The sequence below is a fragment of the Paractinoplanes brasiliensis genome (genome assembly GCF_004362215.1).
In the GTDB taxonomy this organism is placed as follows: domain Bacteria; phylum Actinomycetota; class Actinomycetes; order Mycobacteriales; family Micromonosporaceae; genus Actinoplanes; species Actinoplanes brasiliensis.
In genome coordinates, this window is sequence record NZ_SNWR01000001.1 from 1,908,856 (window position 1) to 1,922,189 (window position 13,334).

A 13,334-nucleotide genomic window follows, 5' to 3' on the forward strand; every position below is an offset into this window, starting at 1 on the left:
CGAGGACACCGACACCGCCTCCACGAGCGCGTGCACGCTTCGGGGCCGCTCGACGGCCAGCTGCCGCGCTTCCAACCCTTTCGTGATCGCCCCAGCGGTCGTGTGGCGTTCTGTGCAAGACATTCGCACACACAAAATTGTTCGCGACTGAAGTCACTATTCGACCCGTTGATCGAAATATCGTTTGAGAAGTAGCTTGGCGGCCGTGACAAATTCCCGAACGTTCGTCCTCATTCCGGGCGCTTGGCTGGGCGCGTGGTCGTGGCATCCTGTGGCCCGTCGACTGCGCGAGGACGGCCACCAGGTCGTTGCCCTGACGATGCCGGGTCTTTCGTACGGCGATTCCGTGAAGGGCCTTCGCCTGGCTGACGCGGTCGACTTCGTCGTCAGCGAAATCGACCGCCGCGACCTGAACGACATCATGCTCGTGTCGCACAGTTGGGGCGGTTATCCGGCCACCGGTGCCGCGCTCCGGCGGGCCGATCGCGTCGCGAAGGTCATCTACTACAGCGCGGTCGTCCCGGCCCGCGGCGTCGGCATGGCAGATGAGAATGCCGCCTACGGCGAGATCATTCGCGCGTCGATCGCCGGCACCCCCGATGGAACGGTCCCTCTTGCGGTCGACGCAATCCGGGCCGGGTTGATGCCAGGGGAGCCGCCTGAGCTCCAGGAACTGGTTGCGGGCCTGGTGCTGCCGCAGCCCGGCGCCTACATGACCGAAGCGCTCGACGTGCCTGCGGTGACCGAGGCCGGGTTGTCCGCCGCCTATCTGCTCGGTGCGGACGACAAGTCCCTGGCCCGGCCGGGTGAGGAGTTCGCCGGCCGGCTCGGGCAGGAGCCGGTGATCGTGCCGGGCGCTCACATGGCGCTGTTGTCCCGCCCGGCCGACATCGCCGAGGCGTTGCTCGTTGCGGTGGCGTGACGGTCGCGGCTGACGACGATGTGGTCGTAGTGCCGGTCGGTCCAGGAGATCAGCGATTTGATCACCTCCACGAGGGACCGGCCAGCCTCCGTGAGCTCGTAGTCGGTATTGCCGGCGCTACGTGCCACCAGTCCGTCCCGTTCCAGCTGGTGCAGGCTGAGCGTGAGCATCCTCTGGTTGATCTGCGAGGAGCGGTGGATCTCGGAGTACCTTCGGGGCCCGGTTTCCAGCAGGATCAGCACGAGCGAGCTCCACTTGCCGCCGACGTGGCCGAGGACATCTCGCCGGACACTGCAAAGCTCCTTGGTCGTGACAGCCACGTTCGCTCCTCTGGATAACTGTCCGGGGCAGCGTATGTGAATGGTCGCCTTGCTGCCGACCGTCGAGCCGCAATGCGCGACTACGGCGCAGCGCCCTGAGGCTCGACGGTCGGGAACTGTAGCAGGTCGCCAGTTGCGGGGACTGGCCGCCGAACGCGGCGAGGTCGCCAGCGAACACGCTCTGCAGCAGGAGGCTCTGCTCGACACCGGGCGCGGTGACGATCTCCCAGAGTTCGAGACCGCGACGGTTCGCGGTGACGACGCCGGCGGCGCTCATCCGCGGGACTGCTCTGAGATCCAGGCCCTGTCGCTGATGGAACTCGGTCGCGACGACGCCCGGGCACAAGCCTGGACCTGGATGCCGTGCGGGGCGAGTTCGGCGTGCAGGGCCCATGAGAGGGCGACGCTGAGCGCGAGGTTGGCCACATGCCCCGCACGGCGCAGCGGCACCTGCTCCGGGCCGGCCGGCCCGCTGAACGCGATCGTCCGGAACACGTTGACGAGCTGCCCGGCGCCGCGAGCGACCATGCCGCCGATACGGTCCGCGGCGGCCTGACCACGCTGGGCCTCCCTGGCGCCGATCCAGATGCTCTGTCCCGCCTGGATGAGGCGGCATGCGACCTCGAAACCGAGGCCCCGGTTACCGCCGGCGATGAGGGTGGTAGTGACGTGAGAGTTTCCTCATCGGACGGGCCGGAAGGGGCGTAGCAGGCTGATTCCGTCTTCGATGGAACCGTCGATGAGCTTCAGCATTTGCGGCACGAGCTCGTTCATCCGGGGTGCGCTGAGATGCGCGTCGAGGCACTCGCGGTTCTCCCAGCGTTCGTAGATGACGAAGGCGCCGGGCCGGCCTTCGACTTCATGAGCCTCGTAGTCGATGTTGCCGGGGTCGTTACGGGACGGGGTGACGGCGGCCGTGATGAACGCTTTCAACTCGGCTTCCTTGCCGGGTTTGGCCCGGGTCTGCCAGATGACGGTCACGTAGCCGTTGGGTGTTGCAGTCATGCCTCGAGCTTGCGGCCGGCCGGCAGGGGTAGCCAGGGAAGGATCGTGCTACCCAACCGACCCCAGAACCTGCCCGCCACCGGCAGACTCGGTGCAATGAGTTCCGAACCGCTCTCTTTCGGCGAGATGCTGCGCAGCGCGCGGGAGCGCCTCACCCCCGCCGATGTCGGACTGGAGTCCTTCGGTCGGCGGCGCGCAGCCGGCCTGCGGCGCGAGGAGCTCGCGCAGCTGGCCGGCGTCAGCGTCGACTACATCATGCGTCTTGAGCAGGGACGCGTGCGCACCCCGTCGCGGCAGGTAGTCGCCTCGCTCGCCCGGGCCCTGCAACTGAGCCGCACCGACACGGCGCTGCTGCACCGGGCGGCGGGACTGACCCCACCAGCCTCGGGAACGGTCTCGCACCACATCCCGGCCGGGGTGCAGCGGATGCTCGCCCGCATGCCAGACCTGCCACTGGCAGTGTTCGCCGCCGACTGGACCCAGCTCGCCTCGACGCCGCTGTGGCAGGCCCTGTTCCAAGCCCCCTCCGTGGCGGCCGACCCGAACCAGAACCTCCTCGTTCAGACGTTCATCGACAACAGCATCGGCAAAGTCGCCACCGCACAGGGCGCCCCAGAGACGTTCGAACGCGCCCTGGTGTGGGACCTCCGCCGCTCCGCGGCCGACTATCACCACGATTCCCGGTTCCAGGCCTTCACCGCCGACCTGCGAACCCGCAGCCCTCGGTTCGCCACGCTATGGGATCAGGGGCGCGCGGCCGCCCATCAGAGCATGGTCAAGACCGTGCACAACCCGTTGGTGGGGGACGTCGTGCTCGACTGCGATGTCCTCGTCGTCCCGGACTCCGACGTCAAAATTGTCGTCTACTCGACGTCGCAGCAGGGTACGGACGCCGAGAAGCTCGACTTCCTCCGGGTCAGCGCCACGCGGGCGATTTAGCGACGCGATCAAGCGAGACATCGCCTGGGTGCCGCTCACGCTGATGACGTTGCAGGCCGGGGCGTTGTCGGTGGGCGCCCCGCCCTGATCTCGTACGCATGGATCTGCGCATGCCGGGACTGCCGGCCAAGGCCGCGGACGTGACCGGCGGTCAGGCCGGGCGCAGGCCGGAAGGCTGGGGACGCCGGGTCCGCCGCCTGGCGCCGGCGCTCGCGGTGATGCTCGGCACGGTGACCGTGGTCGTATGGGCCACCGCCGACGCCGACATGGTGCGTACGACGCTCGGTGACGGATCGGCCCCGGCGACCCGACGCGCGTCCACATCGGCACCGACACACGTGCGTTCTCGCTTCTGCTGGGCGCGCTCGCGGCCACTGCCGGGGTACGCCGCGCGCTGGACGCGATCCCGGACCGCTGGACGGGCTCGATCCTGGCCGCGCTGGTGCTCGTCCTCGGCGCGGCGTGGGCACTGATCGACGGCGTGCAGTGGCCGTGGCTGTTCACCCACTCGCTGGCCGCGGCCACGCTGATCGGCCTGTGTGCCCGCGGCTCCCGGACGATGGTCGCCCACTTCCTGAGCTGGGAACCGCTGCGGTGGCTGGGATCCGTCTCGTACGGCCTGTACCTGTGGCATTGGCCGGTCATCGTGCTGCTGGACGCGACCGCGAGCGGTGGCCGGACGGCGGCCGCGTACGCGATCTCGATCCTGCTCGCCGCGCTGTCGAAGCGCCTCGTCGAGGACCCGGTCCGGTTCCGCGCCGCCTGGGCACGGGGGCGGTCGGGAGCGATCGCCTTCGCCGGCCTGATGATCGCACTCGCCCTGCTCTGGATCGTGCTGCCGGCGCCCGCACCGCCGACCATCGACCTCACCGGCCTGGGTTGATCAGCGGACAGGTACGCGTTTCCTCGGAACCAGGCGCCGGTTGGGTGAAGTACAACCGCACCGTGGTCCGGGCCGAGCCGCCGCCCTGCACATGCACGGCGAGCGCGGTGCAGACGACCTGGTCGACGCCGAACGCCGTGACGTCCTCGGAGGTCACCGGCATCCGCAGCTCGATGGTGGTGTCCGTGATCGTAGTCTCCACCCGGGTGACCCCGTCCGAGGTGATTCCGGTACGCATCCCCGACCCGCCCGGCCCGTAGAGCAGCAACGTCACCGCCTCACCGACCGTTCCGAGCCGGCCGGATGCCCGCTGCTGCGGCCGCAGGTCGCCGCGGGCGTCGATGAAGTACAGCGTGGGGCCGGGGGCGATGCCGGTCGGCGCCGCACCGGCGTCGGTCGCGCCGGAGGGTCGCACACCGCAACCGGCGAGCAGCAGCAGCAGCGCCACCGCGGCAGCCCATCGCGTCCGGTTCATCGCCCGATCTCCGTCTCCGCTGCGTCCCGGGGCAGCCACAGCACGAACCGGGCGCCGCCGCCCGCGTTCGAGGCGGTGAGGTCGCCGCCGTGCAGACGCGCGTTCTCCAGCGCGATCGCCAGCCCCAGTCCGCTTCCCGGGCTGCGGGTGCGGGCCGGTCCGGCCTTCCAGAAACGTTCGAAGACGTACGGGAGGACCGACGCTGTCCGGCCCGGACCGTTGTCGACCACCTCGACGTACACCCGCTCCACGTCCGCCGCGATCTGCACCCGCACCGGTGGCTCACCGTGCCGCAGCGCGTTGCCGACCAGGTTGGCGACCACCACGTCGAGGCGGCGGCGGTCGGCGTGCAGGTGAATGCGCTCCGGCGCGGTCACCTCGACCCGGTCCAGCCAGCCCCGGGCGCGCAGGGATTCGCGTACCGCGTCCGTGACGTCGAGTTCCTCGACACGCAGGGCGGCGGTGCCCGCGTCGAACCGGGACACTTCCATCAGGTCCTCGGCCAACCGGACCAGCCGGCGGGTCTCTGTGATCGCCAGCCGGGCCGACTCCCGCGCGTCCGGTTCCATGTCGCCGGCCGTGTCGGCCAGCACCTCGGGCGGGCAGCCCGGGGAGGCGCCGGTCAGGTCGTGAGGTCGGCCAGCAGCATGCCGATGAGGCGTTCCTCCATCACCGAGCGGCCGGCGTCGGTCATGGCCTCGGCGAGCGCCGGATCCCACGGAGTGGCCGTGGCCGTGCCGTTCAGGCGCAGACCTGTCCGGTCGGCGGTCCGGTAGTCGGCGCTGGACATACGCCACGGCACCGCGCCGGGATAGCGGGCCAGGGCTGCGGCGGTCAGCCGTACGCCGGTCCAGTCGAAGTCGTTGCGCCAGCGGATCACTGTCCCCGGCGCCCGGCAGCTCAGCAGGGCGTGGACCGCGGCAGACGGCACTCCTTCGGTGCAGATGAGCGGGGCGGTGCCTCGACCGGCGGCGGCTCGCAGGACCGCCGGGTTCTCGCACACGAAAACCTCCGGGGCCAGCAACGCCAGCGGTGCGAGCCGTAACTGGTGCAGGGTGACGCGGAACGGCACGTGCACGGCCGCGGCTGCGGACAGCCAGTCGCCGACCAGACCGCCCGCGGCCGGCAGGTTCAGGACCAGCACCTGGCTGGCGAGGTCGTCGGGCACCACGCCGGCCAGCTCCCACAGCGCCCGTTCCTGTTCGGCGCCCTCCGGGTTCTCGGTTGCGTGCCAGGTCGCCAGCGCCCGCTGGATCAGGCCTCGGATGGGGCCGTCGGCCAGGGCCTTGGTGTCGCCCAGGACGCGTTCGGCGAACACCGGCATCGGCTCGCCGGCGCCCGGGAGCGCGTCCAGCACCGCCAGCACCTGCGAGAACGCCAGTCCGGCGCGGACTATCCGGGTGAGCGTTCCGTCGCGGCGCAGGCCGGCGAGCCAGTCGGCGAACCAGGGCTCGCCGTCGTGTCGACTCGTCGCTGCCAGCGCGAGCACGGAGTCCCGTGCCTCGGTGAGGACAGCGCGTTCGCCGGGGCGGTCACGCAACGGGCCCACCACATCCAGCAGGCCGGCGCCGTGAGCGTCCCGCAGGAACGCGTCGATCTCAGCCAGTCGGACGGTGACCCGGCTGACGCCGACCGGCCGGTGCACCCCGGTCACCCCGATGACGACGTGTCGTTCCGCTTCGTCCGGCGCGGCCAGGGAGACGGTTCCGGCGAGGCTGCCGCCGGTGCGTTCCAGGCTGCGGCGGGCGGCGGCGAGCAGACGCCGCCACCCCGGATCCGCGGTGAGATCAGGCATGCGACCCGACGGTACGGGTCGACGGTGAGCCGAGGGCCGCGGCGAGTGTCCCGTCGAAGTCGGCCACGTTCACAGCGCCGTCCCACACCAACAGGACCGTCGACACGGCGTGTTCGACCGTGGAGTGTGACAGGTCGTAGTGCGCACACCCGGTCACCGCCGGGTGGGTGGCCCACAGGTCGTAGCCGGTCATGAACAGGTCCAGGTCGAACTGTTTGGCAAGGGACATCAGCTCACCGCGCCCGTTGTCGTCGACACCGGCGAACGCCTCGTCCAGCCCGAGCAACCGGGGAGCGTCCGGGCGGGCCGACCCGAACAGCGCGTTGGCGGCGGCGAACAATGGCAGGTGCAGCGACACCGACTGCTCACCGCCGGAGAGCTGACTGTGCCGGGCCCGGGTGAGCGGCTCACTGACGCCGCCGGGGCGGTGCAGCGTGAACGCGAAGACCCGCCACAGCCGGTAGTCCAGCACCTCGGCCAGCAGCTCTCGATAGGGCTTCTCCGGGGCCTGAGCGCGGGCGGACTTGATCCGGGCCGCGAAGTGACGACGCAGGGTGGTCAGCTGACCCGGCCCGAGTCGTGCCGGGTCGCGTTCCAGCAGTTTGCAGACCTCGCGCTGCTCCGGGTCGAGGTCGTCGGAGAGCCGCCAGCCCACACCGACGGTCAGGCCGGACGACATCCGCCGGGCACGCATCTGCTGGTCCATCGCGTCGACCAGGTCGCGGGCCTCGATCGTACGACGGTGGATCTGCCCGGCCAGCTGGCCCAGCAACGCGTCCTCGAAGACCCGTTGCTCGGCGTCGGTGAGCAGTTGCTCCTGGTCGCGGCGTTCCCCTGCGATCCGTTCGGCGAAGTGTGCGACCGGCGTCAGGCCCTGTTCGTCGGCGACCCGCACGACGATGACGCCCTCGTCGGTGTCCCATTCCGGCCGGTGGTCGAGTCCTGCGGCCGGAAGCTGAGCCTGCAGATCGGTGAGGGCGCTGGTCAGCCGGGTCGCGCTTTGCTTCAGTGAGGTCTCGGTCGGGCTCAGCTCGCGGGTGGCAGTCAAGATCGCCTCGTGCAGCGCCACGATCGCCGGATCGAGGTCGTCGTCCGTCGTGTCGGCGGCGGGCCACCGCAGGTGCGGCGGGCAGCGCATCAAACCCAGAAGATCAGTCTGGGCGTACGGGCGGAGCCGCAGCGCTTCACGCCGTGCCTCGGCGATCGCCTCGGCCACGGTCCGCTCCCCTACCTCGACCCGGGCCACTGCGCCGGCCCGGCTCTGCAAGGCCGCACTGTGCGCTGCCCTGGCCTGTTCGAGGGCCTGCTCCGCACCGTTGACCGCGCCCTCGGTCTCGGCCACCTCGGCCAGCACCCGGGTCGCCTCCGCGCCGATGGCCGCCGACAGGGTGCGCAGCTCCTCGTCCTTCTCGGTGTGCCGGGCGTGCGCCGCACGGGCTGCCTGCCCGGCTGCCTCGGACCGTTCCTCGGCCTCGGCATGCCGCTCGGTGGCCTCTCCGGCCAGCAGATCGGCGGCGTCCGCGCTGTCATGGGCGTGCCGCAGCTCCATCCCGAGCCGGTCGAAGCGGTCGAGCGCGCCGGCGGTCGAATCGAGGCGTTCCACCGGTAGCGACCGCTCGGCGCCGGCCCGGCGCAGCCCGGCGGTGGCGGCGGCCTGGCCGGCCACGGCCGCGTCGAGCCGGCCCGCGGCGTCGAGTGCCGCCTCACGGCGTACCCGCAGAAGAGTCGCGGCCCGGTCCAGATCGCGTTCAGCCTGGGTGATCGCGGTGCGTGCGGGCAGCGCCGCACCCGCCCGGTCCACCGAGCCCAGCGTCTCCCGGCGGGACTCGCAGCCGGTCTCGACCTCGTCGATCTCCTGGTCGAGGGCGGCGATCCGCCGGTCGCAGTCGGTGATGCGCGCGGCCCGGCGCGCAGCACGGGCGGTCGCCCCGATGTATTCACAGTGACCCTTCGCGAACCAGCCGACGCTGGAGCCCTGCGCCCATCGGCCGTCTCCGGTCACCCCGGACGGGCCGGTGATGTCGCCGAGCGCGATGCCACGGAGCACGGCCGCGATCCGCTCAGCCGCCACGAACTCCTGATCCTCGGGTACGAGCACATCGGCCAGCGTTCCGCCGGACTGCTCGCCGGCGCGCAGGTAGGTGTCCTGTTCGTCGTCGTCGGCCTCCGGGTGCACCCAGGCGTCGAGCAGGCCGGCCGCGTGCAGGGCGGCCTCGATTCCGGCGGCCTCCGCCTCCGATGTCCCGTCGGCGAACCGGACGAGACGCCACAACGGCGCTCCGGGCCGGTTCTCCCGAGAGGCCGGACGGGTCGGTGACGGCGGCGGCGAGTCGTCATGCTCGGCAGCGATCAACGCCCGCTCGTCCAGTACCTTCCGGCGTTCGATGGCCAGCCGGTCGGACCGGGCACCGAGCGTGGCCACCTCGTCCCGGATCGCGCCGACCGGAGCGGCCATCCGGTCGTGGTAGAGGTCCCGCAGCGAAGGGCTGGTCACCGCCTCGGCGAGGGTGTCCGGCAGATCGGGGACGTTCAGCGTCGTGAACAGCTCGGCGTGGTCAGTCCCCCAGATCCGCACTGCCTCGGCGGTCTGCTCGCAGGCCACCTCGAGGGCGTCGCCGGCCTGTTCCTCCGCCTCGGTGGCGTCCTCCGCCGCGGCGCGGGCCGCACGATCGGCCTCCGCTGCCCGCACGTGCTCGCGTTCCGCCTCCACCAGCTGGTCCGCCAGCTCCCGGACCGCCCGTACGTCGGCTCGGCGGGCCGCCGACCGGGATGCCAACCGTGTCGTCAGCCCGTCGGCGTCCGCATCCCCGGTTCGCCATTCGACACCCGCTGTCTCCGCCTCCGACGCCAGTCCGGCCGTCACCCGGCCGACTCCGGCGCGCGCAGCGTGCAGGGCGGCAGCGGCCCGCTCCGCCTCCGCTCGTCGTCTGCCGGCGGCGTCGCGCTCCACCTCGACGTGCCCGTCGGCGCGGCGGGCGGCGTCCGCCAGGTCGTGCACATGCCGTTCCAGGTCGGCCAGTTGTTCGTGCGAGCGGTACGCGGCCGAGCTCTTCAACCGGTCCAGGTGCGCGCGTAGCCGGGCGGGCTCACCCTCGACCGCACGCAGCCGCTGCTCCGCCTCCGCAGCCTGCCCGTGAGCCGCCTCGGCCTCGTCACGTGCGGCGGCCAGCGCGTTTCGGCGTACGTCCGCGTTGTCCCGGCGTGCGGTGAGCGCGTCGGCCGCGGCTCTCGCGTGGGTTCGCAGGTAGGTGGCGTAGACGGCCAGGAAGGAGGTCGTCGCGGCATCAGCCGCGATCAAGCCTTCGAGGGTACGGGCCACCGCTTCCATGTCGTCGAACGAGCGCGCCGCCTCCACCAGCAGGTGGTCCTCCACCGGGCGCAGGCCGCGTTGCAGGGTGCGGGACAGCTCCACCGGGTTCAGGTCCTTGGCCAGCTGCGGCTTGCGCAACGTCAGCACCAGGTCGAGCAGTTGCTCGTAACGGGCCGGGCCCAGCCCGAACAGCTTCGCGTCGACCAGGTGCCGGTAGTCCTCGGCCGAGTCGCGTACCGCCTCCGCGCCGAGCCGGTCGATCAGGTCCCGCCGGGACACCGGCCGGTCCTCGGCGTCCAGCAGTGACAGGTCCGCCCCGACCCGGCCGTCAGCGACGAAGTGCCAGCGGGTCACCCGGTCGTTGTGCCGGTGGGCGCGCAACCCGATCCCGGCCGTCACGAACCGGTCGCCGTCACCGAACTCCATCCACACGTACGCGTAGGCCGTCTCCTGTCCCCGGTAGAGCAGGTTCGACTTCATCGTCCGGTCCTCGCCGGCGAACGGATTCAGCCGGCGAGGCTCGATCCGCCCGTCCAGCACGAACGGGAACAGCACTTCGAGTGCTTTCGTCTTGCCGGAGCCGTTCGGGCCACGCAGCACGAGCCAGCCGTCGACGAACAGGAACTCCTCGTCGCGGTAGTCCCAGAGATTGATGATCCCGGCGCGAGTAGGGGCGAAACGGGCCAAGGCAGAGGCCTCTCTTCTAGAAGAGGGTTCGTTGTTTGACCTGGGCGACCGTGCTGCGATAGCGGCCGATCAACGGGCGGGCCAGGACACCGCCGGGAACGGCTAGCACCGCGCCGAACCGGACGAGCAACTCGATCGCCTCGGTACGCAACCGGTCCGGATCGGCGTGCCAGGCGGCGCCGAATGCCGACCCGTACCGCCGCAGGATCTCCGCCGTCGCCTCCCGCAGGAAGCTGTCGGTGATCAGTGGCAGTCGCCGCTCCGCGTTCTCGACCTCCGGCGGCAAGTCCGCCGTCGTCTCATCGGTGTCGAACTCCAACGGCACGCCCGCCGGCAACCCGGCGTCGACCTGGCCGATCAGCTTCTCCTGGGCCTCCGCCGGGTCCGGCACCGGAATGCGGCGCGTCTTGCGGCCGTCCGGATCCGACACCCGTTCCGCGACAGCCACCGCCAGCAGCACCGCTGCCTGCGCCACCGAGCCGGTGCCCGGAAACCGCTCCGCCGACCAGCCGGTCGTGTCGACCAGCAGCACACCCTCGGCCCGCCGTTCCAGGCGCAGCCCGGTCAGCCGGTACAGGTCAGCGGGCAGCGCCTGCCCGCGCAGATGGTTGCCGATCTCGGTGGAGACGTCGTCGTAGTAGACGATCGGTCGTTCCAGCACCGTACGCCGGGCGGCCTGGGCGGCGGCCCGGCGTTCGGCGTTGCCGCTGCTGCTCAGCGAGCGGTCCAGCAGAGCGGTCACCGACTCGATGTGCTGAAGCACCCGGGGCGGCCGGAACAGTGCCAGCACCGCGTCGCGCGCGACGTCGTACAGCGCCTCACCCGAGCCGGGATCGCTCGCCCACGCCGAACTGGATCCGTCGGCAAGCCGCAGCACACCCCGCTCCTCCAGCCACGCGACCGCGTCGACGAACGCCCGCCGGTCCGCGCCGGAGTCCGGGTCCAGCCCCAGGCCGGTGATCCGGCCGGCGTCGGCGGCCACCGCCTCGGCCAGCTCGCTCAGCGTGATCTGGATACCGGCACGGCCCAGCGTCGCCAGGCACAACGACAGATAGGCGTAACGCTGCCGGTCGAACGGGCGACCGGTCCGCGAGACCGCCGGCCGGTCCGTCTCCAACCGGTCAGCGGTGCGGACCAGCCGCGCGGTGGCCCCGTGCAACTCCAGCCGGTAGCCGAATGCCTCGGACAGGTCACCGCGCAGAACGGCTGCGAACCGGCGGATCCGCGCCAGCGCCTTCTCGTCCGGCCAGGTCGCGGTGATCAGCGGATGCCGCAGCAGGAGCCGGACCGCGCGCTGGTAGTCGGCGAGTTCCAGATCGGAGACGTCGGCGGCGAATCTCACCCGGCCATCGTTTCTGTGCGGCGCGCAGCGGTGTGCGCGGCCGTGGTCACGGACAGCTCGAAGCCGTCGATGTGTAACCTGCCCGATTCGGTGGGCACCGTGGTGAACCGGCCGGGGCAGGGAGTGAGCGTCAGGCGTACCCCGAAAGCGGCGGCCGCGAGGGAACCTTCCCGCCGGCCCGTTTGCCGGGTCGCCAACGCGATGTCGAGAAGCCGGCGCAGCGCACCGGCCTGTGCTTCGGTAAGCGTTTCCGCGTCGATGAGGCTGGTGGCTGCGTCCGCCTGGCGGCGTTCCTCGGCGACCTGCCGCTCCCGCAACGCCCGGCGGGAGGACTCCGAACGTTCGATCCGGGCGATCCGGCCGTTGCCCTGCCCCGGCATCCGGCCGCTCTGCACCAGCGTCCGGGACAGCTCCACCGCCGGCGCCTCCCACCAGGACAGCCGCCCCGGGATCGCGTCCGGATCGGCGTACGCCACCCCGACGTGCCGTGGCGCGCCCAACCCGAACACCACATCGAAGACGGCGTGCGCGGCCTCGTCGGAACCGGCTCCGGTGAACCAGGCCGCCAGATGCCGCAACTGCGACTCCCTGCTCACCCCACCCCGGCGGGCCTCGGTGACCCGGCGCAGCAGGGCGAGCACGTCCCCGATCGCAGCCATCGTCGCGCCGGACAACCGGTCGGCCTCACTGGGCCGGTCGGACTCCGGTGCCAGCCATGACCGCAGCCCGGCCCAGCGGCGGCGCCAGTCCTCGATCCGCTCGGCCGGCGTCGCGAAGAGCCGCTCGTCAGCCTCGGCCGCCGCCTCGATCATCCGCTCCAGACCGGTCGCCTCGACCTCGTACACGGCCTCGCGCAGGCGCGGCGTGTACCGCTGCAACTCGTCGTGGAAGTCCCGCAGGTGGGCCAGGAGCGCATCCTTGTGGGTGAGGAAGACCTCGGGGCGTACGTCATGGGTCCGGCTCAGATCGCCGAGCATGTGATAGAAGCGGGCGGCGCGTTCCGCGACGTCGGCCAGGGCCCGATCGAGGCGGTTGAGCTTGCGATAGACCTCCTCGGCGTCGCCGTCGGAGTTCGCCGTGGCGAGAGCCTTGAGATCGGCGAGCAGGTCGGCGAAGACCAGCCGGGACAATGTGCTGTCGTCCAGCCCGGCGGCGAGAACGGATTCGACAGCGCGGTGGGTGCGGTAGCCGGCCTCGGTGAACTGGTAGACCGAATGCCGGTTGCGGTATTCGGCGAGTGTGGCGGCCCGGGTGCCGTCCTGACCGCGGTCCAGCACACCCCAGTCGACGAGGGCGTCCAGCAGCCGGGGCAGGTCGAGCCCGGCAGGGTCGGGGCAGTCCTGGTGGCTCCCGGCGAGACCGGTCAGAGCCGCCTGCACGTCCGACGTGTGCAGGACGACGTGGTAACTGGACCGGGCGGCGTCGAAGGCACGCAGGAGCCACAGGTACGCGAGCCGGTTGTCCGCATTGACGTAGCTGAACAGCCGAAGGCGGTCGTCGACCCCGAAATCATCCAGTCCGAACGAGGTCCGTGGTTCCGGCATGCGGCCACGATACCGCCGTCATCCGGCCGCCCCCGGACACGGTGTACGGGCGGTCACTTGCACGGGTGAGCCTGCCCGGCGCTGTGCGGGAGGACGGCCGAGCCCTCCGCGG

The 13,334-nt window shown here is 71.4% G+C and carries 13 protein-coding genes; 3 read left to right on the forward strand and 10 right to left on the reverse strand.

Translation table 11 applies throughout. The features are described 5' to 3' along the window. Positions 1-205 precede the first annotated feature (205 nt). Positions 206-922: an alpha/beta fold hydrolase gene (locus tag C8E87_RS08260; RefSeq protein ID WP_243755171.1), complete on the forward strand. Its 717-nt coding sequence runs from the start codon at positions 206-208 to the stop codon at positions 920-922. Here C8E87_RS08260 and C8E87_RS08265 read toward each other — a convergent pair. The 3 genes from C8E87_RS08265 to C8E87_RS08275 all read right to left on the reverse strand — a co-directional run bounded on the left by C8E87_RS08265 (position 859) and on the right by C8E87_RS08275 (position 2,223). Continuing rightward, positions 859-1,242, reverse strand: a complete 384-nt coding sequence (locus C8E87_RS08265) for a winged helix-turn-helix transcriptional regulator (RefSeq protein WP_203720855.1) — start codon at positions 1,240-1,242, stop codon at positions 859-861. The genes C8E87_RS08260 and C8E87_RS08265 overlap by 64 nt on opposite strands. 273 nt (positions 1,243-1,515) lie before the next feature. After that, positions 1,516-1,770 (reverse strand): hypothetical protein, encoded by a 255-nt coding sequence (locus C8E87_RS08270; RefSeq protein WP_133872533.1) that lies wholly within the window; start codon positions 1,768-1,770, stop codon positions 1,516-1,518. 153 nt (positions 1,771-1,923) lie between these two features. Then, on the reverse strand, positions 1,924-2,223 hold the full coding sequence (locus C8E87_RS08275; RefSeq protein WP_203720856.1) for a putative quinol monooxygenase: 300 nt from the start codon (positions 2,221-2,223) through the stop codon (positions 1,924-1,926). Between the two features lie 120 nt (positions 2,224-2,343). Here C8E87_RS08275 and C8E87_RS08280 point away from each other — a divergent pair, with 120 nt between their 5' ends. Continuing rightward, positions 2,344-3,186, forward strand: a complete 843-nt coding sequence (locus C8E87_RS08280) for a helix-turn-helix domain-containing protein (RefSeq protein ID WP_133872535.1) — start codon at positions 2,344-2,346, stop codon at positions 3,184-3,186. A gap of 151 nt (positions 3,187-3,337) precedes the next feature. On the opposite strand, the gene C8E87_RS44545 is transcribed toward C8E87_RS08280, so the two are convergent. Continuing rightward, a complete protein-coding gene (locus C8E87_RS44545; RefSeq protein ID WP_203720857.1) occupies positions 3,338-3,508 on the reverse strand; it encodes a hypothetical protein in 171 nt (56 codons plus the stop codon). A 120-nt stretch (positions 3,509-3,628) separates the two neighbouring features. Between C8E87_RS44545 and C8E87_RS08285 the strand changes: the two genes are divergently transcribed. After that, positions 3,629-4,069 (forward strand): acyltransferase family protein, encoded by a 441-nt coding sequence (locus C8E87_RS08285; protein WP_341771731.1) that lies wholly within the window; start codon positions 3,629-3,631, stop codon positions 4,067-4,069. On the opposite strand, the gene C8E87_RS08290 is transcribed toward C8E87_RS08285, so the two are convergent. Genes C8E87_RS08290 through C8E87_RS08315 form a run of 6 tightly spaced genes read right to left on the reverse strand, consistent with a single transcriptional unit; the run spans position 4,053 to position 13,222 of the window. After that, entirely contained in the window at positions 4,053-4,544 is a 492-nt protein-coding gene (locus C8E87_RS08290; protein WP_133872536.1) for a hypothetical protein, read from the reverse strand. The two genes, C8E87_RS08285 and C8E87_RS08290, sit on opposite strands and share 17 nt — an antisense overlap. Next, a complete protein-coding gene (locus tag C8E87_RS08295) occupies positions 4,541-5,137 on the reverse strand; it encodes a sensor histidine kinase (RefSeq protein WP_203720858.1) in 597 nt (198 codons plus the stop codon). Before C8E87_RS08295 ends, C8E87_RS08290 begins: the two co-directional genes overlap by 4 nt. Positions 5,138-5,166: 29 nt before the next feature. After that, on the reverse strand, positions 5,167-6,339 hold the full coding sequence (locus C8E87_RS08300) for a TIGR02679 family protein (protein WP_133872537.1): 1,173 nt from the start codon (positions 6,337-6,339) through the stop codon (positions 5,167-5,169). Beyond that, positions 6,332-10,336, reverse strand: coding sequence for a TIGR02680 family protein (locus C8E87_RS08305; RefSeq protein ID WP_239080495.1), 4,005 nt, complete (start codon positions 10,334-10,336; stop codon positions 6,332-6,334). The genes C8E87_RS08300 and C8E87_RS08305 overlap by 8 nt, the downstream gene beginning before the upstream one ends. Positions 10,337-10,352: 16 nt before the next feature. Next, a complete protein-coding gene (locus C8E87_RS08310; RefSeq protein ID WP_133872539.1) occupies positions 10,353-11,678 on the reverse strand; it encodes a TIGR02678 family protein in 1,326 nt (441 codons plus the stop codon). Continuing rightward, the gene (locus tag C8E87_RS08315) at positions 11,675-13,222 is read right to left on the reverse strand and encodes a TIGR02677 family protein (protein ID WP_133872540.1); all 1,548 of its coding nucleotides are present in this window, start codon (positions 13,220-13,222) and stop codon (positions 11,675-11,677) included. Before C8E87_RS08315 ends, C8E87_RS08310 begins: the two co-directional genes overlap by 4 nt. Between the last annotated feature and the right edge of the window lie 112 nt (positions 13,223-13,334).

Coding starts and splice junctions, on each gene's coding strand:
- C8E87_RS08315 (WP_133872540.1), bottom strand. CDS start 13,222: ATGCCGGAACCACGGACCTCGTTCGGACTGGATGATTTCGGGGTCGAC.
- C8E87_RS08280 (WP_133872535.1), top strand. CDS start 2,344: ATGAGTTCCGAACCGCTCTCTTTCGGCGAGATGCTGCGCAGCGCGCGG.
- C8E87_RS08300 (WP_133872537.1), bottom strand. CDS start 6,339: ATGCCTGATCTCACCGCGGATCCGGGGTGGCGGCGTCTGCTCGCCGCC.
- C8E87_RS08290 (WP_133872536.1), bottom strand. CDS start 4,544: ATGAACCGGACGCGATGGGCTGCCGCGGTGGCGCTGCTGCTGCTGCTC.
- C8E87_RS08270 (WP_133872533.1), bottom strand. CDS start 1,770: ATGGTCGCTCGCGGCGCCGGGCAGCTCGTCAACGTGTTCCGGACGATC.